The organism is Sporolactobacillus terrae DSM 11697 (assembly GCF_000648615.1).
Classification (GTDB): Bacteria; Bacillota; Bacilli; order Bacillales; family Sporolactobacillaceae; genus Sporolactobacillus; species Sporolactobacillus terrae.
Genome location: NZ_JFZC01000011.1, coordinates 19921 through 44065 on the forward strand (window position 1 = coordinate 19921; position 24145 = coordinate 44065).

General features: G+C 42.9%; 28 protein-coding genes. 16 read left to right on the top strand and 12 right to left on the bottom strand.

All coding sequences use genetic code 11. The annotated features are described in order from the left end of the window. Positions 1 to 28: 28 nt before the first annotated feature. On the top strand, positions 29 to 490 hold the full coding sequence (locus tag AA84_RS0101550; protein WP_028975737.1) for a CBS domain-containing protein: 462 nt from the start codon (positions 29 to 31) through the stop codon (positions 488 to 490). A 57-nt stretch (positions 491 to 547) separates the two neighbouring features. Here the strand turns inward: AA84_RS0101550 and AA84_RS0101555 are convergent, their stop codons facing one another. Further along, the gene (locus AA84_RS0101555; protein WP_028975738.1) at positions 548 to 1810 is read right to left on the bottom strand and encodes an MFS transporter; all 1263 of its coding nucleotides are present in this window, start codon (positions 1808 to 1810) and stop codon (positions 548 to 550) included. Positions 1811 to 2015: 205 nt separating this feature from the next. Beyond that, entirely contained in the window at positions 2016 to 3260 is a 1245-nt protein-coding gene (locus AA84_RS0101560) for an MFS transporter (protein WP_037562663.1), read from the bottom strand. A 224-nt stretch (positions 3261 to 3484) separates the two neighbouring features. Here AA84_RS0101560 and miaB point away from each other — a divergent pair, with 224 nt between their 5' ends. The 3 genes from miaB to cotE all read left to right on the top strand — a co-directional run bounded on the left by miaB (position 3485) and on the right by cotE (position 6032). Continuing rightward, entirely contained in the window at positions 3485 to 4969 is a 1485-nt protein-coding gene (gene miaB / locus AA84_RS0101565; RefSeq protein WP_028975740.1) for a tRNA (N6-isopentenyl adenosine(37)-C2)-methylthiotransferase MiaB, read from the top strand. Next, a complete protein-coding gene (locus AA84_RS0101570; protein ID WP_028975741.1) occupies positions 4969 to 5340 on the top strand; it encodes a YlbF/YmcA family competence regulator in 372 nt (123 codons plus the stop codon). The genes miaB and AA84_RS0101570 overlap by 1 nt, the downstream gene beginning before the upstream one ends. A gap of 140 nt (positions 5341 to 5480) precedes the next feature. Continuing rightward, entirely contained in the window at positions 5481 to 6032 is a 552-nt protein-coding gene (cotE, locus tag AA84_RS0101575; RefSeq protein WP_028975742.1) for an outer spore coat protein CotE, read from the top strand. Between the two features lie 253 nt (positions 6033 to 6285). On the opposite strand, the gene AA84_RS0101580 is transcribed toward cotE, so the two are convergent. The 4 genes from AA84_RS0101580 to AA84_RS0101595 form a co-directional block, all read right to left on the bottom strand. Then, positions 6286 to 7506, bottom strand: coding sequence for an MFS transporter (locus tag AA84_RS0101580; RefSeq protein WP_028975743.1), 1221 nt, complete (start codon positions 7504 to 7506; stop codon positions 6286 to 6288). Between the two features lie 129 nt (positions 7507 to 7635). Continuing rightward, on the bottom strand, positions 7636 to 8817 hold the full coding sequence (locus tag AA84_RS0101585; protein WP_028975744.1) for a DUF4129 domain-containing protein: 1182 nt from the start codon (positions 8815 to 8817) through the stop codon (positions 7636 to 7638). Next, positions 8804 to 10006, bottom strand: coding sequence for a DUF58 domain-containing protein (locus AA84_RS0101590; RefSeq protein ID WP_028975745.1), 1203 nt, complete (start codon positions 10004 to 10006; stop codon positions 8804 to 8806). The genes AA84_RS0101585 and AA84_RS0101590 overlap by 14 nt, the downstream gene beginning before the upstream one ends. Further along, a complete protein-coding gene (locus AA84_RS0101595) occupies positions 10003 to 10947 on the bottom strand; it encodes an AAA family ATPase (protein WP_028975746.1) in 945 nt (314 codons plus the stop codon). The genes AA84_RS0101590 and AA84_RS0101595 overlap by 4 nt, the downstream gene beginning before the upstream one ends. Before the next feature lie 161 nt (positions 10948 to 11108). Here AA84_RS0101595 and mutS point away from each other — a divergent pair, with 161 nt between their 5' ends. Together mutS and mutL are read left to right on the top strand one after the other, a co-directional pair. Beyond that, the gene (gene mutS / locus AA84_RS0101600; protein ID WP_028975747.1) at positions 11109 to 13730 is read left to right on the top strand and encodes a DNA mismatch repair protein MutS; all 2622 of its coding nucleotides are present in this window, start codon (positions 11109 to 11111) and stop codon (positions 13728 to 13730) included. Between the two features lie 23 nt (positions 13731 to 13753). Continuing rightward, the gene (mutL, locus tag AA84_RS0101605; protein WP_028975748.1) at positions 13754 to 15613 is read left to right on the top strand and encodes a DNA mismatch repair endonuclease MutL; all 1860 of its coding nucleotides are present in this window, start codon (positions 13754 to 13756) and stop codon (positions 15611 to 15613) included. Between the two features lie 52 nt (positions 15614 to 15665). Here mutL and AA84_RS0101610 read toward each other — a convergent pair whose 3' ends face one another. Together AA84_RS0101610 and AA84_RS0101615 are read right to left on the bottom strand one after the other, a co-directional pair. Beyond that, positions 15666 to 16772, bottom strand: coding sequence for a tyrosine-type recombinase/integrase (locus AA84_RS0101610; RefSeq protein ID WP_028975749.1), 1107 nt, complete (start codon positions 16770 to 16772; stop codon positions 15666 to 15668). A gap of 13 nt (positions 16773 to 16785) precedes the next feature. Further along, on the bottom strand, positions 16786 to 17313 hold the full coding sequence (locus AA84_RS0101615) for an ImmA/IrrE family metallo-endopeptidase (RefSeq protein WP_028975750.1): 528 nt from the start codon (positions 17311 to 17313) through the stop codon (positions 16786 to 16788). 149 nt (positions 17314 to 17462) lie between these two features. Between AA84_RS0101615 and AA84_RS0101620 the strand changes: the two genes are divergently transcribed. Beyond that, positions 17463 to 18335, top strand: coding sequence for a sce7726 family protein (locus AA84_RS0101620; RefSeq protein ID WP_028975751.1), 873 nt, complete (start codon positions 17463 to 17465; stop codon positions 18333 to 18335). Here AA84_RS0101620 and AA84_RS0101625 read toward each other — a convergent pair. The 3 genes from AA84_RS0101625 to AA84_RS18505 form a co-directional block, all read right to left on the bottom strand. Further along, on the bottom strand, positions 18311 to 19366 hold the full coding sequence (locus AA84_RS0101625; RefSeq protein WP_028975752.1) for a beta family protein: 1056 nt from the start codon (positions 19364 to 19366) through the stop codon (positions 18311 to 18313). The two genes, AA84_RS0101620 and AA84_RS0101625, sit on opposite strands and share 25 nt — an antisense overlap. Before the next feature lie 147 nt (positions 19367 to 19513). After that, complete coding sequence (locus AA84_RS0101635) at positions 19514 to 19951, bottom strand: DUF4429 domain-containing protein (RefSeq protein WP_028975753.1); 438 nt, start codon at positions 19949 to 19951, stop codon at positions 19514 to 19516. 82 nt (positions 19952 to 20033) lie between these two features. Beyond that, positions 20034 to 20405, bottom strand: a complete 372-nt coding sequence (locus AA84_RS18505; protein ID WP_037562665.1) for a helix-turn-helix domain-containing protein — start codon at positions 20403 to 20405, stop codon at positions 20034 to 20036. 147 nt (positions 20406 to 20552) lie between these two features. On the opposite strand from AA84_RS18505, the gene AA84_RS16820 reads away from it, so the two are divergent. Both AA84_RS16820 and AA84_RS0101655 read left to right on the top strand, forming a co-directional pair. Next, positions 20553 to 20936 (top strand): helix-turn-helix transcriptional regulator, encoded by a 384-nt coding sequence (locus AA84_RS16820; protein WP_037562667.1) that lies wholly within the window; start codon positions 20553 to 20555, stop codon positions 20934 to 20936. A 6-nt stretch (positions 20937 to 20942) separates the two neighbouring features. Then, positions 20943 to 21167 carry a hypothetical protein gene (locus tag AA84_RS0101655; RefSeq protein WP_152540337.1) on the top strand — a complete coding sequence of 75 codons (225 nt, stop codon included), beginning with the start codon at positions 20943 to 20945 and terminating at the stop codon, positions 21165 to 21167. 29 nt (positions 21168 to 21196) lie between these two features. On the opposite strand, the gene AA84_RS16825 is transcribed toward AA84_RS0101655, so the two are convergent. After that, the gene (locus AA84_RS16825) at positions 21197 to 21583 is read right to left on the bottom strand and encodes a hypothetical protein (protein WP_051577737.1); all 387 of its coding nucleotides are present in this window, start codon (positions 21581 to 21583) and stop codon (positions 21197 to 21199) included. An 84-nt stretch (positions 21584 to 21667) separates the two neighbouring features. Between AA84_RS16825 and AA84_RS0101665 the strand changes: the two genes are divergently transcribed. From AA84_RS0101665 to AA84_RS0101695, 7 genes are all read left to right on the top strand, one after another. Further along, on the top strand, positions 21668 to 21892 hold the full coding sequence (locus AA84_RS0101665; protein ID WP_028975756.1) for a hypothetical protein: 225 nt from the start codon (positions 21668 to 21670) through the stop codon (positions 21890 to 21892). A 22-nt stretch (positions 21893 to 21914) separates the two neighbouring features. Beyond that, the gene (locus AA84_RS0101670) at positions 21915 to 22427 is read left to right on the top strand and encodes a helix-turn-helix domain-containing protein (protein WP_028975757.1); all 513 of its coding nucleotides are present in this window, start codon (positions 21915 to 21917) and stop codon (positions 22425 to 22427) included. Further along, on the top strand, positions 22424 to 22588 hold the full coding sequence (locus AA84_RS18885) for a hypothetical protein (RefSeq protein WP_160168681.1): 165 nt from the start codon (positions 22424 to 22426) through the stop codon (positions 22586 to 22588). The genes AA84_RS0101670 and AA84_RS18885 overlap by 4 nt, the downstream gene beginning before the upstream one ends. Beyond that, positions 22585 to 22749 (top strand): hypothetical protein, encoded by a 165-nt coding sequence (locus tag AA84_RS18890; protein ID WP_160168682.1) that lies wholly within the window; start codon positions 22585 to 22587, stop codon positions 22747 to 22749. The genes AA84_RS18885 and AA84_RS18890 overlap by 4 nt, the downstream gene beginning before the upstream one ends. Positions 22750 to 22904: 155 nt before the next feature. Continuing rightward, complete coding sequence (locus AA84_RS0101685) at positions 22905 to 23177, top strand: group-specific protein (RefSeq protein ID WP_328286221.1); 273 nt, start codon at positions 22905 to 22907, stop codon at positions 23175 to 23177. A gap of 12 nt (positions 23178 to 23189) precedes the next feature. Then, positions 23190 to 23351 carry a hypothetical protein gene (locus AA84_RS18895; protein WP_160168683.1) on the top strand — a complete coding sequence of 54 codons (162 nt, stop codon included), beginning with the start codon at positions 23190 to 23192 and terminating at the stop codon, positions 23349 to 23351. Beyond that, positions 23344 to 24145 (top strand): phage replisome organizer N-terminal domain-containing protein (locus tag AA84_RS0101695; RefSeq protein WP_037562668.1); only part of this gene is annotated, 802 nt, incomplete at its 3' end. The genes AA84_RS18895 and AA84_RS0101695, both read left to right, overlap by 8 nt.

Below are 24145 nucleotides of genomic sequence, written 5' to 3' on the forward strand. Positions count from 1 at the left end.
GTGGTTTTATGATAAGGAGGCGGCAGCCATGCTTGTGGAACAATTAATGCTGAACCATGTCGTAACCATTACTGAAACAGATTCGCTGAAAGCATTCATTAAGCTTATGATTGACCACAAAATAGGCGGTGCGCCTGTCGTTAATTTTGCCCATCAGTTGGTCGGTTACATTAGTGACGGTGATGTTTTGAGAAAGATGATGCCGAAACAGAAAACAATCTATGATCTTTATTCTTTGATAGAAGCCATTGATGTCGAAATATCACAAGATAAATTAAAAGACTTGCTTGATCTGCAGGTGAACGGCGTTATGAAAAAAAGGAATGTGCAAACGGTTAGAAGAGAGCAAGACATTGACGCTGTATTACGCATCCTTTCCCACCACCACATCAAACAGATCCCGGTTGTTGATGATGAACGACATGTCGTTGGCTTGGTAAGTCGGAGCCAGATTATCCGTCATATTGGTGATCAGCTGATTCACCAATGAAAAAGCAGCATGCGAGCGATGTGCATGCTGCTTTTTCTATCAAATTTTGAGATACGATCATTTCTCATCAGCGGCGAGCGAATGAAACCCGTATTTCTCCGGTTGAACCTGATGAATTGCCGGGATACGACGCAGAATGGGTACTATGAAGATGTAGAGGGCGAGAAATAAGAGACTGATGCTTGCCGATGCAAACACCAGACGCGCACCAAGGAGTGCACTCAGTGCGCCGCCAATCAGTGAGCCAATCGGCATGATGCACGAGGAGATGCTCGCTACAACCGATATAGATCGCGCCATGAGGTGTTGCGGAATGATATTTTGCATCATGGCAAAGCTGAGTACGTTTGTTAAGCCAATTGGTATCATGCTGGAAGAGAAAAGAATGATTTTTAATGAAAGAACCGGGACGAACAGTGAAGTCAGCCAGCATAGAAAGCCGAGTGTGTAGCCGGCAATCATCAGATGGCCGAAAGCAAAACGCTCAAAAAGCCCGGCAGATCCTGCACCAATCAGACTGCCAATGGACATGCCGGCAAGCAAGAGACCGTAAGTTTTTGCTCCTCCGATTGTGTCTGAATACGCAGGTAGTGAAGCCATCATCGCACCAAAAACAAAATTTGTGATGGCACTTGCCACAAGGATTTTTGCAAGAAACGAATGAAAAACGAGCTGAAAGCCTTCTCTAAGATCAATGAAATAATGGTTTGCTTGTTCTTTAAGGGAAAGTGTTTTTTGATCTAATGGAGCATGGTGCAGCTTTAATGCTGAAAAAAGTAGTGCTGCAATAAAGAAAGTAAGAATGTCGGCAGAATACAAGGCGATTGCCCCGACGAGTGCAACCAGCGCACCACTAATTGCATTGAACGCGGCATCCGTTCCTTGCTGGGCGACAGCCATCAGTGAATTTGCACGGACACGCAGCGCTTTGGACAAAATTTGCGGGATGAGTGCGCTTTCTGCAGGAAAGGAAACTTGATTTAAACAAGCCGCGAGTGGCATGACAATAAGAACGAGCGTTACCGAGAGCATATGCCAATAATAGGCAATTGGAATCAAGCTCAATAAAATGGCTTGAAGAACTTGTGTTACGATGAGCAGCTTTCTTATTGAGCAGCGGTCGACAATGGGACCTGTGATGAATTGAAGCGACTGCGGCAGCATCGTCAGAAAGCCTGCAAGTCCTGAGTAGAAAGCGGAACCTCCCAGCTTGTAGACGAGCCACATGGCTGCGATGTAATACATACTGTCACCGATATTGGTGATTAACCGACCGATAAAAAGGATAGAAAAATTTCGATTACGAAATAAACGTTTCATTCACGGACAATCCTCCGAAGTTCAATTTGATTTGTTGACTCTAATGTATCAGAGGGATCAGCGCAATAAATCAGACTACAGGCGGAAAACAGCTGGTCATGAGACTGAATTGAGCTGATATGGCGATTCGATGCCGGGGTGAATCCATCATCAACGCGGAAAAAAGCGTTCATTAAGCATGACTTTGTCCATGAATGGCTTCTGTTTATGCGGAAAAGCCATAATTTTCGGGGTTTACCGCTGCTGCAGCAGGCAAACGTCGCAGTGATGGCATGAGCGCAACGTATGCGGCATATAGGAAAAAACCAATGCTGGAAGCGGCAAAGATTATCGGTGATCCGAAAAGATCGCTTAGTGAGCCACCGACAAGTGATCCGAGCGGCATAATACAGGTTGCGAGACTTGCAACAAGTGACATGGCACGGGCGAGCAAGTGTTGCGGCACAACGTTTTGAATCAGTGTAAAATTGAGAACATTGTTACACCCGGGAAAAACAAGGCTAACCGAGAATAAGATGAAAGAGAGCATTGGATTTGGAACAAGTGCTGCTGCAAGCCAAAGCAGAAATCCAATGGAATAACCAAAGATCAGCATTTTTCCAACCGGTTTGTTTTTAAAGCAGCGGGCAACCAGCGCACCAATTAAGGTACCCACTGCCATCCCGGCCATCATTAATCCATACATACCGGGGCCACCCAAGTGATCGGAGTATGCCGGTAAAACAGCAACTAATGCGCCCAATGCAAAGTTGGTCATTAACGAACCAACCATCATTTTACCGATAATGGAATGAATGACCATACGAAATCCTTCACGCAAATCAATAAAATATTGCTTACACTGATCGGGAATGGTTTGTTTGGTTGACGCTTGGGGATGCTCGGGTAATTTGAGCATTGTAAATAGTACAATCGCAAAACCAAATGAAAGGATATCGGCATTATACATCGAAACGGCGCCAAGTAATGCAACGAGTGCACCGCCTATCGCTTGAAAGGCAGCATCCGTTCCTTGATAAGCAAGTGTCATTAAACTATTCGCTTGAATCCATTGTTCTTTTTTCATGATTTGCGGAATCAGTGCACTTTCAGCAGGAAAAGAAAATTGATTGAGGAACGAGACCACCGGCATAATAATCAGAATCAGAGTAACTGAGAGATTTCCGGTTAATGCAGCAGCAGGAATGATTGCGAGCAGGCAGGCTTGGGCCAGTTGTGTGCCGACTAATAACTTTTTAATTGAATAACGATCAATAATCGGTCCGATCAGAAATTGCAACGTGCGGGGCATCATGGTCAAAAAGCCGGCAAGTCCGGAAAAGAAAGATGATCCACTTAATTGGTACACGAGCCACATCGCTGCAATAAAATAGACACTATCACCAATGTTTGTAATTAAACGAGCAGAAAACAACAATCGAAAATTTCTATTTTGTGCTAATAGAATCATCATTCACCCTCCATAATAACGTTCAAAAAAGTATAACCATTATCTTATCATGTCGTCTGCTAAGAGGATTAAATTGTTACCTATGTTATACACTCTTCAAGGTAGAAAAGCATTGCGAACACGCTGGATGGCAGGCGATTCGCTGGGAAATCGTTCTCTTTCTTTCATATCAGACTTGAGTTTGCTATAATTTAGGAATGAGATTTTGAAGGAGAGGTTGCATCGTGTCTGAACAGACATCAAGCAAAGTTGATTTTTCTAAATATTTTCAACCGCCGTCGTTAAAAGATGCACGCAGGCGTCGCAGACAAGCGGTTCAAATTATAAATGATTTCAGTATTCCTGAGGATATGGCAGCAATTGGTCGAGGAAAACAGTACTTGATTGAGACATACGGTTGCCAAATGAACGAACATGATACAGAGGTCATGGCCGGCATTTTAGAAAAGATGGGCTATCACGAAACAGATGATCCCAAGCTGGCAGATGTAATCCTGATCAATACATGTGCCATTCGCGAGAACGCCGAAAATAAAGTGTTTGGCCATATTGGGACTTTAAAAACATTAAAGCTTGAAAAGCCTGGATTGATCCTCGGGGTCTGCGGTTGCATGGCTCAGGAAGAGGTCGTGGTTAACAAGATTCTTGCCAAGCACCCACAAGTGGATCTGATTTTCGGCACGCATAATATCCATCGTCTGCCGCAGTTACTTAAGGAAGCGCTTTTCAGTAAAGAGATGGTTGTTGAAGTCTGGTCAAAAGAGGGAGATATTGTTGAAAATCTGCCCCAGTCGCGTCGCGGCCATTTTCAAGCGTGGGTCAACATTATGTACGGTTGTGACAAGTTCTGCACCTATTGTATTGTTCCTTATACGCGGGGAAAAGAAAGGAGCAGGCACCCTCAAGAAATCATTCAGGAAGTGCGTGAATTAGCACGTCAAGGCTATAAAGAGATTACGCTGCTCGGTCAGAATGTTAATGCCTATGGTAAAGATCTCCCGGATTTGCAAAACTACGGTCTAGGTAATTTAATGGATGAGATTCGTCGGATTGGCATTCCGCGCGTCCGTTTCACAACCAGTCATCCAAAAGATTTTGACGACCATCTGATTGAAGTGCTTGCTAAGGGTGGCAATCTGTGCGAGCACATCCACCTGCCGGTACAATCAGGCAGTTCGGATGTCCTTAAAATTATGGGCCGAGGCTATACACGCGAGCGTTATCTTGAGTTGTTCCATAAAATAAAAGACGCGGTTCCTAATGCCTCATTTACAACAGACATCATTGTTGGTTTTCCGAATGAAACGGATGAACAGTTTGAGGAAACCCTGTCACTCGTACGAGAATGTGAATTCGACGGTGGATTTACGTTCATTTATTCGCCACGAGCAGGCACTCCGGCCGCTCGGATGAAAGATAACGTTCCAATGGAAGTCAAAAAAGTGCGTCTGCAGCGCTTGAATAAACTGATGGATGAATTTTCGGCTAAAAGTAATGCAAAATATCAGGATCAAACGGTTGAAGTGCTGGTTGAAGGCGAAAGTCGCAAAAATCCTGAAGTGCTTTCCGGTCATACACGAACCAATAAGGTGGTCAATTTCAGGGGACCGAAATCGCTCATTGGTGAATTGGTGAATGTAAAAATTACCAATGCGAAAATGTGGTCGCTGAATGGCGAATGGCAAGAAGAAACGCAAGGTGTCCGTTGATGGAGCATTATTACTCGAAAGAAGAACTAGTTGCTAAAGCTGAACGACTTGCGCGACAGCTGTCTGAGTCGGATCAAGTTCGCTTTTACAAACAAGCTGAAGAAAAAATCAGTGCTAATAAAAAAGTTCAGCAGTTGGTTGAAAGGATCAAACAGTATCAAAAAGAATCGGTAAACCTGCAACATTTTGGCAAAACAGAAGCCTATCATCGGAACGAGGCAATTATCGATCAATTGCAGGCGGAACTCGATGCAATTCCAGTCGTTCAGGAGTTTAGGCAGGAAGAGCTTAATGACTTCCTGCAAATGCTGACTCATTTAATTTCCCAGCGCGTTGTCCCAAAAAGTGAAAATCCAAGTCCGGAAGAGTAATGGGAGCATGCTGTACTTCTGGCGTTTTATAAGCTTCTCAATAGAGAAGCTTTTTTTCATTCCTGCGTCTTCTTTTTGTATCACACGTGGCATTCGCCCTGCATAACATGAAGTGAAGAAGGCAAAGGAGGTTTCGACTTTTGGCAGAGAATGTATATCGGGAAATTATAACGAAAGCCATATGCGGAAAAGGGAAAAAATTCAGCCAATCCGCGCACACAGTGACACCATTGCACAAACCTTCGAACATCCTTGGATGCTGGGTCATCAACAATAACTATAAAACTACCTATCATAAGGATGCGGTTCTTGTCGAAGGGACCTATGACATTAACACATGGTATTCGTATAATGACAATACGAAAACCGAAGTTGTTTGTAAAACCGTCAGTTATCAAGATCGTGTACCGTTGACCTTGCGCGATAAACAAGTGACTTCGGATCAGGTCGATGTTTCTTGTCGCGCATTGCAGGAACCAAATTGCTTGGAAGCAAAGATTTCAGAAGGAGAAATTGTCGCAAAAGTAGAGCGCGAATTCCTCGTTGAAGTTATTGGTGAAACAAAGGTTAAAGTTCAGGTCGATGACAATGGACTGGTTGAGGCAGACGATGTTGACGACGAAGATCTGGATTCGGAGTTAGACGGTCTGGACTCAGAACTTTTAACCGATGAAGAGAAAGATAACGACTAAAAGAAAGGGTATTCATCTCAGGCAAGAAATAGTGATGATTAATGCGTAGGTGCAGCACCTGCGACTTTTTTTATTCGTTGGGTGAAAACCAAAAACGCTTGAACGCGCTTGGACCGCTAAGCTAAAGAATCGCCATCGTCTCTGGTGCCCTGAGCGAGCAGCGGTAAGCCAAGAACCGGGCATGTTACCCGGTTTTCTTGCATAAAAAAGCCATGATCGCGTATTGGATCATGGCTTTTTGGAATCGAATCGATTAAGTATCCTGTCGTGTTCCATACATGAAAAGTTGTTTTCGCCGCATGAATAGGATGGCGCATTCCAGCATCAGAAGGAATGCAGAAATGATAAAAACGGTACGGACGCCGAGCCAGTCCGCTAACATGCCAATGAGAAGACTGCCAATAGCAAATAAAACAGATTGAACGGCATCAGCTGCCGAAAAGACATTGGCCAACTGCTTCGGAGGCACGCAGGTTTGCTCAATCGTGAGAAAAATTGTTGCTTTTAATTGAACGGCAAGCCCATATAAAAGTGAAAGGACGAGTGCCATTATCGGAATCGAGTTGATGCCGAACAAAAAGGTGAAGATACAGGCCAAAAGCGAACTAAATTGCGCGTAGAATGCTGCCTGATGTTTGATATGCCGATTCCAGCGCATCCCGCAAAGACTGGCCAGCATCAGCCCGGCAAAAAAACTGAAATTAATAGATCCCCACCATGATGCATCAACATGCAATACCTTATCGACAAAAATGTAGATGATCGCTGCAATCCACACAACATCGGCAACCGTGCTCAGTGAATCAATGATGAAAATGATGCGCAGCGATGGATGACGCCAGACCGTCAGCCAACCTTTCTTCATAAGCGTCCATTTCGGCTGGTTCGCTTTTTTTGCGTTTGCTTCGTTTACTTTAATCAACGCCATGCCTATTGAACTGATCGCATAAAGAAGTAAAGTTAATGCTAAGAGCTTGTAACTTCCAATCTGTACGACCAGCAAACCGCCCAATCCCCAACCGAGCATCGCCATACACTGATCAAGTAAGGAAAGAAAGCTGTTTACCGCGAGCAACTTCTTTTTAGATATAAGCAGTGGAACCAATGCTCCGCGCGCAGGCGCTGCCCATCCATCGAGAAAACTGATCAATACGAGAATGAGAAAAGCAAGGGCAATACTGCCGATTCGATCAGTTAATGCGATTGAAGTCAAGAGAAAGGCCAATAAAAAGAGGGTTTTAGCGGTTTGCGAAATGGCAAGACAACGTTTGAGCCCCATCCATTCGAGAACGATGGGTGCAATGGTCGCACTGACAAAACGTGATCCGGTGCTTAAAAAAGGAACAAACGCAATCGTTACGGCAGCGTCCGTCAAGCGATACAGAAGTGCCATTAAACCGACAAGGTAAAAGACATCGCCCAAGTTTGCAAGAGACTGTCCAAGCCATAGGTAATAAAAATGCTTGCTTCTCATGACGTATTCACTCCTATTCAATTGATTTCTTGAATTTTAGAATGAATACGTCAATCACATATTTGGATGTTCTTCCCTTCGTTTTCCTCGTTTCATTTTATCATAGTTGGGTTTTCTTAAGGGCAGGTTTTACTTTAAACGTTTTAGTTGTTTCTCAGCATCATGCACGCTGTCAAGATACATCGCCTGTTCAGAAGCAGTCAGTTCCTGATTCCCATAGCGTACTTTTTCATAATAAGTGATTAAACGATCTGTTGCGTTTAGATTTAACCGGAATAACCATTCTTGCAGTGATTCGTAAGGGTGCCGACCGCATCCCACTTTTTTCGCCTGTTTTTGAAGCCGGTAGATTGCGCGCCGAACGGTGTGTTTGGGCGCAGATAATCGAATAGGTTTCCTGTCTCGCTTGGGGGCACTCTGAAGTGGAATTTTTTCAGTTTTTATCGCATCATCCTGCACGTTCTTTTTTGCTTTACTCATGTTAATGCGCCGCAGCTGCCAAAAAGCAATGAGCAGGAGCAAGACTGCAATCAGAATACCGAACAGCAAACCAAAGTTAAAGTTAGCTTGTGCATCAGGGACTATTTTCTGCATTGACGTTTTTTTTTCGGTGCTTGAACGTTGAAGTGCACGCTTTATTTCACTATTGGCGTGCGGCGTTAAACGCCCGTTCAGCCAACCAAACAGCACTGAAAACGCTCCATAACTGAGCGGTTTAACAATGAAATTAAACAAGGAATCATAAATGAATGTCACTGCCGGCTTCAACAAAGCGGCGATCATCGATGTGATGCATGCGGTAACTGCTAGTATTCCGGAAATCAAAAGCAAAACATGTCCGCGTATTCCGCTTGTTAGATGAATCAAAGTGAGCGCAGCTGCCAGTTCTGCAATGAGCAATATAAAAAGTGCAGATGGATGACGGATTGGTGTAAAAAGGGCATAAATGCAGACAACAGCTGCAAAGAGTACAATCAGTCGCCAGAGCCGCTCTACACTTCGTCCCTCATCACCTCGAATTGAGAAGTAGGTAAGTAGCGCGGTTAAAAGCATACTCGCAAAGAGACTGAGATGGAAGAGAATAAGCGCTGCAAGACCGATCAACACGGAAACACTGAGAAAGGCAGCGAATGTTACATGCCGTAATTTTTGCAGACTGCCCAATAAGAGCATATGGATCACTGCTAAACAAGCAAATAGAATAAGCGGTGCCCATTGATGGGCAATGAACGGCAAAAGGACAAGAAAACAAAATAACCATTCACACACGAGGTACAGGATAAAGGTGAGTAAGTGTTTAAATGCTACCAACTGCGGATGCTCCTTTCTCAACCTGTTCAAGAATACAGCGCTTATCAACTCGGCGTAGCATAAAGAGTTGATGCCCGGTTTTTAACCATTTTTCGAGAAAAGGTGCAGCAAGCTCCGGCTGATCCAGAGTCAAGAAAATTAAAATTTGCGGCTGACCCAGTTTGCGGTCAATCCATTTCAGTGCTTGAGTGATGGGGGTTTTCATTTGCCAAGCTTGAATAAACGCGAGCAACTCCCATGTTTTTCGAAGCTGAACCTCTCCTTTTCCTGATTCAATGCCGATCATTTGTTGACCAATTGATTTCGTATTGCAGTAGAGGGACGTGTCAATGGTTCGTCGACACGCCTCCTGAGCGAGCCATGCTGCAGCAGCGACCCGCTGTTCAAAATCTGCTAGCGGCTGATGATGCACAGAGTTTGGTTGATTCAGAAAAAGAAACATCCAGTTCTGATCGGCAACTTGCTCGAACGTTTTTGTCTGAAGACGACCAGTTCGGGCGCTCGCTTTCCAGTGAACGTATTTAAATGGATCGGAGTAGGTATAATCACGAATTCCGGAAGGTGCTGAAACATCGTGATAGAGTGAATGCTTGGCAGAGCGTGTGCCCGAGATCTGAGGAGGAATGAGATTAAGCTGATGGACAGGCTCTGGATCAGGATAAACCACCACATTGCTTTTCAGAAATTGATCAAAATGTATCGAACAGCGGACAATATGAAGTGGATCCGAACAGATAAATTCAAGCGAGCGAACGCGCGCAATCCCGCGTTGCAATGCAGTGACGGGACAATGGACAATAACTTTTCCATGAGCGGGACCCGTGATTGTAAAGCTGTAAGCAGAATTCTGCCCCTTGCTATTGTCATTGGGAAAAACGACATTTTTGTCTGCAGCGATTCTTCCTTTAAGTGAAAAGAAGGGTATTGGCGAGCGATTTTCAAGACTAATTTTAAGGATCCTCTCATCGCCTACCGATAAGCGCAAATCATGTTGTTGATTTTCAATAACAAAGGTACGAATCATGTTCAGCACATACCATTTCGAAAGAAAAGCACAAATAACAAAGATAAGCCCGGTTAGTGAGCATAAAAATGAGTTTCCTATAAATCCGACAAAAAACACCAAGGTACCAAAAAAATAGAAAAGAGTCTGATTACGTGACTGCCAATCGGTTGCGTATCCTTTCATTTTTGCGAAGCCCCTGATTCAACGGGTACAGCTGTATGTTCCAGAACATCATCAATGATCTGCCTTTTGGTCGCATGCAGCTCGCCTTCCATCGAAAGAACGAGACGATGTGCAAGCACAGGAACTGCCATACTTTTTACATCCTCGGGAACAACGTAATCGCGTCCGCTCACCAACGCCTTAGCTTGCACGCTGCGCATAAAGGCAAGCGTTCCACGAGGGCTGACCCCATTTGCGATCCAAGTATTATCTCGGGTGGCTCGGACGATTTCGAGAAGATAGTGCTCGACAGCTTCGCTGACATGAATTTGTTTCACTTGTCCCTGCAGCGTAAGAAGCGTTTGTTTCGTAATAACCGGCTGGATTTTTTCCAATGGATTTCCGGAACGATGGAGATGAAGCATCTCCTTTTCTTCATCAAAGGTTGGGTATCCGGAAGAAATCTGCATGAAGAAGCGATCCATTTGTGCTTCAGGAAGTGCAAAGGTGCCATGAGATTCAATTGGATTTTGCGTTGCGATGACAAGAAAAGGTTTTTCAATGGCAAAGGTTTCGCCTTCAATGGTCACTTGACGTTCCTCCATGACTTCAAGAAGACTGGACTGTGCACGTGGGGTCGCACGGTTGATTTCGTCTGCCAGTAAAACGTTTGTCATGACAGGACCTAACTGCAATTCAAATGCTTGTGTTTTCGGATTGAAAAACTTAATTCCCGTGATATCAGACGGTAGCAAATCAGGTGTGAATTGGACACGTGTGAAGCGACCCTTTATTGATTTTGCAATAAGCTTCGCCATCATTGTTTTTCCCGTTCCCGGTACGTCTTCCATAAGCAAATGACCTTCGCAGATCATGGCGATAAAAACAAGCTCAACTAATCGATCTTTTCCCGTTAACACAGTATGTACATTTTTCTTTAAAGATTGCAAACTTTCATTCATATACAGGTGTTCCTTTCCTGATTATTTTTTCCATTATATCACTCAATTTTGTTATCGGGCACTTTGGTTTTCACGTAAGAGCAAAGCAGAAAGCAGCTGCCCTGTGCTATAATAATAGGATAATAAACCGCAGGAAAAGCGCAAGGTGGAATGAACAGATTATGAGCTATACCCCAATGATTCAGCAATATTTAGCAATTAAGGCGCAGTACCAAGACGCTTTTCTTTTTTTTCGACTTGGTGATTTCTATGAACTCTTTTTCGATGACGCGAAAAAAGCATCGAAAGAATTGGAGATTGCACTGACTTCAAGAAACGGTGGGAAGGACGAGTATATTCCGATGTGCGGGGTTCCTTACCATGCTGCAAAACAATATATTAAGGTGCTCATTGATAAAGGCTATAAAATAGCGATATGTGAACAGATGGAAGATCCAAAGCTTGCCAAGGGCATGGTGCGCCGTGAAGTAATTCAAATGATCACGCCGGGAACAATCATGGAAGACGAGTCGCTTCAGCCGAAAAAAAATAACTATCTGGCTGCGTTGACTGCCGCCAAAGACGGTTCATTTGGACTGGCCTTGAGCGATTTGACGACGGGTGAAATACGGGTGACGCTGATTTCCGGTTGGGATGGTGTGATTCAAGAACTGGATGCCAATGATGTGCGCGAACTGATTCTTGCGTCCAATTTTGATCCGGATAAAAAAGAAGAAATGGTTGAACGCTTGAATATGACTTTCTCTGAAAGCGATGCGAGTCAAGTACCCGACCCATTACAAAAGATTGCCGTGGGCATTGATCAGAAAAAATTAATCGATCCGCTGGGCAAGCTACTCAGCTACCTGGTAAACACGCAAAAACGTTCGCTTGATCATCTTCAACGTGCAGAAGTCTATCAAATTAATGCCTATATGATGATTGATCAGCATTCGCGGCGCAATTTGGAATTGACGCAAACAAATCGCGAGAAGAAAACGTATGGATCGCTACTGTGGCTGCTCGACGATGTGAAAACAGCGATGGGCGGAAGAAGGCTGAAGCAGTGGATCGAAAAGCCGCTGCTCAGCAAGAGCAAGATTGAAAAACGCTTGGATGCTGTTGCGGCATTAAAAGAGCGTTTGCTGGAGCGCGAGACCTTGCGTTCACTGCTCGGTAATGTCTATGATCTGGAACGTTTGGTCGGCCGGGTTTCTTTTGGAAATGTTAACCCGCGCGAAGTGGTTCAGTTGAAACGCTCGCTGGAACAAATTCCGGAAATCAAACGAATATTGGCTGAATTAGATGAAACAGCGTTAGCTCAATACGAACAAGAAATGGATCCGTGTACGGAGGTTCGCGAGCTGATTACGGATGCAATCGTGGATGACCCTCCGTTTACCACTTCAGACGGCGGGATGATTAAACCGGGTTATCATGAAACCTTGGATCAGTACCGCGATGCATCGAAAAACGGCAAGCGCTGGATTGCCGAACTTGAAGCGAAGGAGCGCGAAACGACCGGGATTAAATCATTAAAGATCGGTTACAATCGAGTGTTTGGCTATTATATTGAGGTCTCTAAACCTAATTTGAAGCTGATCCCGGAAGGACGTTATGAACGCAGACAAACGTTGTCCAACGCCGAACGGTTTATTACCCCGGAATTAAAGGAGAAAGAGCGCGTCATTCTCGAAGCAGAAGAAAAGCGCGTCGGTCTTGAGTTCCAAATCTTCGGCGATGTTCGTTTGAAGATTAAAGAACAGTCTGAGCGTCTGCAAAAATTAGCGCGACTTGTTAGCAGTCTGGATGTGCTGCAAAGCTTTGCCTCGGTCAGCGACCAAAACGGCTATGTTCGGCCGCAATTTTCGAATAAACGGGCACTTGAAATTAAAAACAGCCGCCATCCGGTCATTGAGCGGGTGATGCGGCGCGGCACTTTTGTTGCGAATGACATTAGAATGGACGAAACATGTGATCTATTGATGATCACCGGACCGAACATGGGCGGAAAAAGTACGTATATGCGCCAAGCTGCACTGACTGCGATTATGGCGCAGGTCGGTTGTTTTGTCCCGGCGGATCATGCGGAGCTGCCGATTTTCGATCAAATTTTTACCCGCATCGGAGCCGCCGATGATCTTGTATCCGGACAGAGTACGTTTATGGTTGAAATGGATGAAGCCAACTATGCGCTGAGTCACGCGACTCAGAACAGTTTGATCCTGCTCGATGAGATTGGCCGCGGAACGTCAACCTATGACGGAATTGCGATTGCACAAGCGATTGTTGAATTTATTCATGACCACATCGCAGCGAAAACATTCTTCTCAACGCACTATCATGAATTAACGTTTCTTGAAGAGAAGCTCGAGCGGCTGAAAAATATTCATGTTGGAGCGATGGAAGAAAACGGAACGGTTGTCTTCCTGCATAAAGTGCTTGAAGGTCAAGCGGACAAAAGTTACGGCATCCATGTTGCCAAACTGGCTGGCCTGCCGGACGCACTGATTGAGCGCGCGGATACAATTCTTCAAGGACTGGAGGGCAATGCAGCTGCAGATTCTGTAACCGATGATGGGAATCAATCCGATTTACGGGGTGAAGCAGCTGCAGCACAAGAAGTCGAGGAAGAACCGCAGCAATTAGCGCTCTTTACAGAACCGAAAGAACAGGAACAACCACCACGCAGCAAGCAGGAGCGAAGGGTGCTGCAAGAATTAGATAAAATCGAATTATTGTCGATGACGCCGATGGATGCAATGAACAAGCTCTTTCAGCTTCAGAAAACATTAAAAAAATAAATGGATGAAAGGAGAAGTCTCTCGTGGGTGTCATCAAAAGGCTGAGTGAAACACTGGCGAACAAAATAGCAGCTGGGGAAGTGGTCGAACGCCCGGCATCGGTTGTTAAAGAACTGGTGGAAAACGCGATCGATGCGGAAGCATCCTCAGTATTAATTGAGATTGAAGAAGGCGGATTGAAGCGCATAAAGGTTACCGATGACGGTCGCGGTTTTGCTCCTGAAGATTGTCGCATCGCCTTTGAGCGCCATGCGACCAGTAAAATTCATGAGGATTCCGATCTTTTTCATATTGCGACACTGGGGTTTCGCGGTGAAGCATTGCCAAGTATTTCCGCAGTTTCACATCTTGAGTTGACAACCTCTGACGGAGTGCATCCGGGCACGCATCTTGTACTGCAAGGCGGTCATGTGATTGCCGATGGACTGGCGCAAAGCCGGAAAGGAACGTCAATCAAAGTTGAAGGCCTTTTTTACAATACGCCGGCACGATTAAAGTATCTGAAAAGTATTCACACGGAACTTGGGCAAATGACCGATGTGGTCAACCGAATGGCACTCGCTTATCCCCACGTACGTTTTACATTAGTTCATGAGCAAAAAACTGTTTTTCAATCAAATGGAAGTGGCCAATTGAGCCACGTTTTGGCTGCAATTTATGGTGTGCGCACGGCGAAAGCAGCATTTCCATTCTCTGGGAAGTCACTTGATTTCAAGGTGGAAGGACTGGCAGTGCATCCACAGATTTCACGAGCGGGAAGACAGTACGTCTACATTTTCATTAATAACCGCTTCATTCGCAACTATCCGATTTTTAACAGCATTATGGAGGGCTATCATACGTTAATGATGATTGGACGCTATCCAATTTGTGTTCTTCATATACAGATGGATCCGTCTCTTGTTGATGTGAACGTTCATCCGGCGAAACTTGAAGCGCGAATCAGCAAGGAGAAAGAATTGTGTGCGTTGATCAGCGAATCGATTCGTTCTGCATTTCATCGTGAACGGCTGATTCCTTCTGTAACCGGAAAACCCCATAGTCGTGCTTCAAAACCGAAAAATGAGCAGCAGACTTTGGACTTTTCACCAACAGCCGTGACCGGACCAGATCTCTCAGAACCGATCGAGCATTCAGAACACACCCAAACAGAAAAGGCATTTTCGGAACAAGTCCATGAACCTGAAACGCATACTTTTTCATCGCAAATGGCAGGAAAGGATGAATCGGCAACCACGTTGGAGCAGTCTGTGCAGGACACAAGCGACGTAGAAGATTCTCCATCGGATGAACCGCAAAGAAGAATGCCGAAGCTTTACCCGATCGGTCAGATGCACGGAACCTATATTTTTGCCCAGAATGAGGACGGGCTGTATATTATTGATCAGCATGCGGCTCAAGAACGCATCAAGTATGAATTTTTCCGTGAAAAAGTTGGCGAAACCGCGCGTGAAGTGCAGCAATTGCTTGTCCCAATGACCTTCGATTTCAGTGCCTCTGAGTATGAAACAGTCACTGAGTATCAAGATTATTTACAGGAAATTGGGCTGAATTTTGAATCCTTCGGCACGCGTAGTCTGATCATCCGTTCCTATCCGACTTGGCTGCCAGAAGGCAGGGAAGAAGAAATGATCAATGACATCGTTCATCAACTGATTGAAACGGGGAAAGTTTCGATTAAAAAGCTGCGTGAAAAGCTGGCCAAAATGATGGCCTGCAAACGTTCGATTAAAGCCAATCACTACCTGCGGCCCGATGAGATCCAAGCATTGCTGGACAGCTTGAGCAAAGCGCAGGATCCGTTTACCTGTCCGCATGGCCGCCCAGTACTCGTACATTTCACGCCCTACGAAATGGAAAAGATGTTCAAACGTGTGCAGTAAAGGGGTTTTGAAGGGGACAAAATGGATTTGCCCCCATTTTGCCCCCACAAAATTAATAAGTGAGATAGGATTGAAGATTGTTGATCAGTCCCGTTTCCAAGTTCTGCGTGAAATGCACATAAACATTGGCGGTGAATTCGACGCTGCTGTGACCTAGTCGATCGCTTACTGATTTAATATCAACACCGCTTTCAAGAAGCATGATTGCGTGCGTATGCCTGAGCCCGTGAGGCGTGATGTGCTTGTTCAAAGTTGTTTTGGCAAGGATCATATCAATGACCTTGTTCACGCCGTATTCGCCCATCTCTGTGCCGTTTGGAATGGTCACCATGTAATTGGAGTCAAAATAATGTTTGCGGCTTAACCGATTCTTTTTTTGCCAGGTTTGGTATTTCTTCAAAACGGCAACGAGCGTATCATCAATGGCGATTGTGCGTAAGCTTGATTTTGTTTTGGGAAGATGTTCACCGGTGTGATCCCTAGATTTTGTGATTCTGATCTTTTGATTGTCCAAATCAACATCATCCCAGGTGAGCGCAAGCATTTCGCCTTTTCGCATGCCGGTACGAAGCAACAGTGAAGCAATCGCAAAATGATGGAAAGGGGATCGGCGCGCAGCCCCCATAAACAAGGTGACTTCTTCACGCGTAAGATGATTGAGTTTGACGCTATCATCGTTTTCGATCGAGATATTCCTGAACTTGTTCATTGGAATCAGTTCCAGTTCAACCGCCTTGTTAAAGGCAGTGCACACAATCGAGTGAATGGACTGTACGGTTCGTTTCTTATACTTCTTACGGAGCTTATTGATGAAGCGCTGGTACTGCGTTTTGGTAATTCCACCGAGCCGGTATCCGCCAACTTCCGGAACGATGATGCGGTCCACATAATCTTTTCGGTAGCTGAACGTCTTTGGATTAATGTTCTTGTTATAAACCTCAAGCCATTCATAGATCCAGTCTTTAACAAGCATCTTTTGATTTTTCACGATGGTTGTTTGGCCAAGAAAGATCTTCTCTTCGATGGTTGCAGACTCAATCTGTGCTTCCTTTTTTGTTCGAAAACCGCTCTTCATCGTTTCGAGTCTTTTATGCGTAATCGGATCATTATATCTAACTCTATATTCCCACTTGTCGCCGCGTTTTCTGAAACTGGCCATAAGCATGCTCCTCTCAGTGTTTGTTTGATCTGTCCTGCAGTTGGATCCATATTTCCATACATTGAACATCCTGCCGCTGAATGAATTTTTGGCGTATGTTCTCGATTCGAGTGTAAGCCAGGGTTCGTGTGACATGAAACTCCTGCATGATACTTTCCAAAGAATAATTGCGGTTGAAATCGATCATGTGGTAGGGGATGGCTGCATAAAGAGCAAATTGACGAGCTTCTGCTTCCTGCATCTTACGAAACGGCACAGGCAGATCACATTGATCACCGCAATGCCGAAGGATGTGACCCAGTTCGTGAAAAAAGTGTTCACGCTGCTCATATTCTGCAGCCTGGTCATTTTCAACAATGTAGGCAGCCGAATCCTCTGAGATGCGATAGGCGAAGGGATGACCATGCCAGATTGAATACTCAATGCCGAACGCGTGAGCAATCTTCTTCAGTTCGAGATCTTCAGGCTTCATAATGCCTTGATCGATGAATTTCTGTGAAACCCAGGATTCAAGTGTGGAAGGGAAGTAAGGTCGAGGCATGTCATCAGCTCCAATGAGAATATATGTTCGATTATAGAACAAAAAGAAAACCCCGTAAAGGAGCATTTTACAATTATTGTTTTGGATTATACTTCATAAATTGATATAATTAAAATCGATTTATACTATAGAAAGAGGGTGAACTAAAAATGGAAATTCAATTAGATCTTGCAACGAATTCGAACGAGTTAAATGAGGAGACTTTAGTGGATATTGCAAGGGATCTTTATCATGAATACAATCCATTTTTGTTTGATGCAAATTTATGGTATAAAATCAAGCAAATATTTCCCGATGCTTTATATAGACGGCTGGAAAAAAAGAAGAACTATGTAGTTGGTCACAAAATATTTAATGATTTTATTATGAAATACTATCCAGCGGAATATAGGGTTAAGTATAATCTCATTAAAAGATATCTACAAAAATCTGATGAGACATCTTTCTTCGAGCTAAACATTGGGGATAGTAGATTGGATATTGGGCGCATTAATGGCAAGTCACATGCTTATGAAATTAAAACAGAATTAGATAATTTAGAAAAACTTCCGAAACAATTAAATGATTATTTGTCAACTTTTGAATATATTTATGTTGTTATTCACCCCAAGCATTTAAAACGTGTCATAAATATAGTTCCCGATAATTGTGGTGTGGTAACGTATCGATTTGAGGGCGAAAGTTGTAAATTTTCATTCAGGAAAAAAGCAGAATACAATAGTTCATTTAATTCTGATAGTCAACTAAACGCGTTGACTGTAAAAGAACTCAATCTTCTTTTAAAAAAATACCCTGAATTGGCTAAATTGGACCGAATTAGAAAAGAACAATATATAAAACATAACTTCAGTAAACAAGAAATTAACGCCTTTTTTAAAAAGGCGTTAAAGAATAGGTATACGGATCAATGGACTTATTTACAACGAAATTTCAATGTTATATATCCAATTGATATCCAAATGTTTTTTAAGACACAAGCGGATCCAAAAACGATTTATTATAAGAAATCAACCATGCTTTGAAGATAGTGGGCGACAGAATATCCCTTCCACTCACCTTGACTTTTTCCACTTCGTTTTGCAGATACTATCTCTGAAATTTTTTTGCATCCCATGCAATTGCTATGGTGAACTTCACTATAATGACTCCATGCTAAAGATGTAATCACAGAGGGTGCTATTTTTGTTTCAAAAGACACTAATTTATTTTTATCTCCTTTAAATCCATAGCATACGTTTTGTTTAGTTGTATACATAATATACCCAGGACTGATGGATCCACCATCTGTCAATTCATCTTTTTTTATGCTTGTATAATCACCAAATGCATCAAATCCCAAAGAAGAATAATCATCTCTTAAACTGTTATCAATTTGAGAAATAATAGATCCGTTTACTAACTTTGTATTTGTTAAATCGTTTGGTACAAAAGGACGAATTAAAACTGTTTTGTATCTGATATCACTATTAACATTAAAAATTTTAGGGTAGTTCAACTTTGCTGCGCTTCCGTTTGGTGCGGTTGACACATCTATTTCGTAAATAATTACATCACCATTTTTCAATATTGAAGATATCTCTTTGAGCGCTTCATCTACTTTTTCTGGGAAAACTCGGAATGCAACAGTATCATAAAATTTCCTTAATACTTTTTCTTGTGAAGTAATCGAATTTTTGTGGAAGATTACTTCATTCGGATCGTAACTGATAACAGGAACTATCTGTTTCAACGAAACTAATCTGGAATCAGTAAGAAATTCTAATTTAAAGTCTGGATCTTTAGCTTTAGCTTCGCCAATGAACTCTTGTACGGGTTTTTTTGTGCTAGTGTGGAGATTTAAATATAGCGGAATGTCTAGAAAAAAGTTCGTGTTGAATTGCCCAAGTTCACTTACAATTGTTTCGATAATTTCAGTTTTACTATTCGCTCGTGGCTTAGCTGTAACAATTTCTATCAATGGGCAAATTGTGTCTTTAAATGCTGTTTCTGTTAGCGCTTTTCTTTCTTGAGTGCGGTACCTCAGTACTGGCATATACTTAAAGTGTTCCAACATTTTAATCATCCTCGATCCATAAAAATTTTATCATCATGAGTAATATTTGGAGATAAATGATGTATGGAACAAAATGTGAATTTCTTCTACTCTCCGGTTGTGAATCTATTTATCTATTACAAAAGTAATATGGAATTGACAAAAAAATTAAATACCAAGTAGTTGCTTTTTCTTTGAGGTAAATTCTTCTTCGGTGATGATGCCTTGATCTCTGAGTTCGGCAAACTTTTTAATTTGGTCGGCCGGATCAAGGCTATTCGTGGAGTTGTTGTTCTTGTTAATACGATCTTCTACATACTTTTTCAGTTCTAATGCTTGGTCAAGTTCTTTTTTGATAAAAATAACGGAGTTCTCATCTTTGACGGCATTCATAATGCCTTGTGTTTCTTTGCCACCAAGGACACCAAATTGTAAATATCCACTGGTCATTCCTGGTTTTTTAAACTGAACACTGGTGATGCTGGAGAGCGGAATTGTTTTTTCACCACTTAGTCCAACGGTGAAAGCAGCATTGACACCCTTGCGGAAGATATGAACTGAATGCGTGTCAATTGCTACTGTTGTTTTTGAAGGCTTGAGAAAAATACTTTTTCATAATCGTTGGGATCAAGTAATGGTTTCTTTTTGCCAAACATCGTAGCATTCCCCCTAAAGATTCTATATTTAATTATTTCTTGTTCTTCTTCATCAACCGGCGAGCTTCGATAAAGGCGCGAGCTTCATCAATTTCCTCAGGTGACCATTTGTCTTTTTCAAAGAAGTACATTTCACCATTGTCTTCTTTGTCTCCATTTGTTTTCTCGGATGAATCAATATAGCCGGCCTTTTCCATTAGATCTTCATAATCAACTTTTAAAGCTTCGGCAAGAGCCTTTATTGTTGGAGGCTTCGGAATGCCACGTTTCCCATTTTCAATACGAGATAATTGAGCAGCACTAATTCTTGAATACATAGCGGTTTGATTAAGTGTAAGCCCTCTTGATTCTCGTTTTTGACGTAAATATTCGCCAAAATTACTCAAGAAAATCAATCCTTCCATGTCTTCTTATACCTCCATTAAATATGACATGTTGCCAAAAGGCAATTAATATATGAATAATTAATAGAAAAGTGTTGCCAAATGGTAATTTAGATGATATATTATTTCCATAAGGTAATTACCAAATGGTAAAGAGTGGTGAAATTAATGGAACAAGCAGCGAACATTGCTGTTAAATCACAATTTTTACGCGACTATCTTGCAATTAAAAAAATTACTGATAGTCAGCTTGCAGAGTTGATTGGTGTTGCAAACAGTACAGTTAATCGTATTTTAAACGGAAAAAGGAACCCGGGAAGTAAGTTTATATCAGGTATTCTCATGGCTTTTCCTGATTTGAAGTTTGAACAATTATTTTATTGTATCGATGAATTACCAAAAGGTAACAAAATACTAAAATTAAATCTAAAGCAGCACAGTCTGAAAGGAGGCGGATCAATGTTAAGCAATACGGAATCGCCTCCATTAATTAAGAATAGCAGTTCTGAGTGTGGAGCAGAGGGCAAGGATGACACAAATGAGAGGGGGTGAATGAAGGTGAAAGCTGAAGACATTGATCAGTTTGTAAATGAAACTGCAAATAATATTGTTAACCAGATATTTGAAAAGGCAAAAACGATTAGTGATGCTTATGATTTGTCGAGTTGGGACAATCTCAAGAAGTTAATGAGTGCTTCAATTCCCGAATATTTGACGGAGTTTGTTGGCACCAAGGTAAGGCATAGCGTCTATAAAAAAATAGGCGAAATCAAGATTAAATAAGCCCCATACAAGGGGCTAAGGCAAAAAGATTATTTTTCGGTAATGTTCTCAAGCAATTGATCAAGTTGCTTACTTAATGAATCATACCTGCTTTTCAAGTCTTCGTTTCTGGAATATAGCCAAGATGTGTTTTCGTCTCGCTTTGTAATTGTTTGCAAGATTTCAAAGTTGAAGTTTTTAAAAGACTCAAATGTGCTTTCAAATTCATAATGAGCGAGATCAGGATAGTGCATGTAAAAAGATTTCGCACTGATAAAAAACGTGTTTGCTTCTGTGGTAAATGTTGACGCAGAAAGATAGTCAGGCTCGGAGGTTTCGGCTACCTTTGCATATGCTTGTTGTGCGTAACTGTAGGCTTCACTCAATAAGTCTTTAATATACTGCACTTTGTACTTTGGGATTGTGTCAATGCTCATGTGATTCACCTCCTATCTCTATCAGATAGGAATAGTATACCAAACAAAATGACCTCAATTGATCTATTGGAAGGAGGAACTCAAGTGGCTAAGGAACATTATTATCCTGGAATGGCTGCTGATGATGCTTGCGATACTTTTTTGAAATTGGTTGATGATTGCATCAAAACGCATAAGGAACGCATCCAATTTTTTCAACAGTGTGGCCTAAAAGAACAGATTATTGAATCTAGTGCAGAAATAAGAGCCTATGAGCACTGCAAAATTGCTTTGAATGGTTATCTGCATGGGCGTAGCTATTCAGATTAAAAAATTGAAAGGGAGTGGATGTGTGTCATTCGGTGCAAAGTTAAAAAATGCAATGAAAGCAGGGGCCGTGAAAGAGGCGGATTTGGCTGTGGATGTTCATTACTCCCGGCAGGCAATCAGCGCGTGGGCGAATGAAAGACGGCGCGTTCCTGGTGATGTGTTACCGAAGTTGAGCAATCGCTTCGATGATCCGGATCTCATGATGGAGATTGGTGTTTTGGCAACGAATGGTGTCTCGCTGCCACCGCTAGACGGTGATTATATTCGGCAAGACACGTTGGCGATGATTGACCTGGCGATGAAAGAGACGCAGGAAGCGATGGACAAGCTGGCAAAGGCTCAGCTGTACAAGCCACCTGAATACGCAACGGATCGGGACAAGCAAGAGGTCCAGAGCATTAATGAGGAAGTGCTTGAAGCAGCATGCTCCATGGTGAATCTGGTCCGCGTGAATTGCCGTGAGTATGGATTATCATTTCGGAATATGTTCCATCGATTGGAAGTCACGCTGAAAGCGAGAAGGATGCGGAAATGAACAAGAACTTTCAAATCATGTGTGAACTTAGTAATCTTGCAATCCTGTTCTCTGACATGTCACGCAAGATGAATGACGTTGAATTTAATCATTTTGTGCACGTGCATGACTGTTTGGAAAAGGTGAACGGAATTCAATTGATCGAGGTGAAAAAGCGATGAATGAAGTTATGGATCGGATCAGCGAATTGGAAAAGATCCGCGGCGGTCTGAAGAAGCTCGGTTGTGTTTGGAGCGAACGTTGGGTGATGGCAGAGCTTGCAGAGATGAAAGCAGTTCTAAAGCGCATGAAAAAAGCCTCCGGTGCAACGGAGACTTATTGATATGTCAATCAATCAAATAGGATATATGTCCATTTTAGCATGCAGCGTTGAGGTGGACAAGCATAATAGGCCGGATGACCCCTGTCCGGAACAGGATTAACGCATGACGTTGATCCTGTAGCGGGCAGGAGTGCCGTAGGAAAGGAGAAATCGCAATGAGTATGGTCAACGTCGAAGTGAATGAAGCTGAACTGCGCAAAATCTATCTGAAAAAAGTTGATGAACACCTGCAGTCCATGGACAACGAACTTCTGCTTTGGGGTGCTAAGGAACTTTGCCGGCAGACTTCCATGAGCTGGAATACGATTCTCAAGGAATTCTTTTATGATCCCCGTTTTGAAAAGTACAAGGTAGGGACTAAATGGAAGTTTCCTGCGAAAGAAGCCAAGGCATTTATTTTGACCTGGCTGCGCGAACAAAGTCGATAGGGGGACGATGGTTTGGCACTCAAGACAAATAAAGATTGGTATGGATACTTTGCCACTTTGGAAGTGGACATGATCGTTCAGGATAAGCCTCATGCCGTCGCCTATGCCAAGAAGAATAAATGCAGGTATTATCGCATGGCGAAGCAGGAACGGCAGGTGAAGGGCATTGGGTGATATTACATGGATCAAGTTGAAAACCGACATGTTTGAAAATGAGAAAATAAAGCTGATAGAAGCACTTCCCGATGCTGATACGATCATTATCATTTGGGTGAAATTACTCAGTTATGCCGGGCGCGCAAACGCTGGCGGCTACATCATGTTGACGGAGAATGTGCCAATGACAACGGAAGAAATGGCAACGATCTTCAACCGACCACTAAATACGGTGCGCTTGGCTTTGGAAACCTTTAGACGGTACCGGATGATCGAAATGAACGAGGACCAGGTCATTCGGATAAAGAATTGGGATGTCTATCAAAACCTGGAAGGCATGGAGAAGGTCAAGGAACAGAACCGATTAAGGAAAAGAAAACAGCGAGAACGGGACAAGCAATTACCCGAACCACCGGTACCTGAACAGGATGATTCATCAGGTCACGTGACGTCACGTGACAGTCACGCAACAGATATAGATAAAGAATTAGATAAAGAAAAAGAAAATACTTCTTGTCGCAAAAACAAGTTTTCCGACGAGCACATGGCAATGGCGAATCTATTACTCTCTTTGATCAAGGAGAATAATCCTAACTACAAATCACCGAAAAGCCTGGATAAATGGGCGAATGACATGCGACTCATGATGGAACGAGACAAGCGAACGAAAGAGCAGGTTGAGTATTTAATTCGCTGGTCACAGAAAGATGATTTTTGGAGCACAGTGATTCTTTCGCCAAACAGCCTAAGAAAAGGCTTTGACAAAATGGTTGCCCGGTGCCGTCAAGAGAGTAGGCAGAAACAGAACAGAG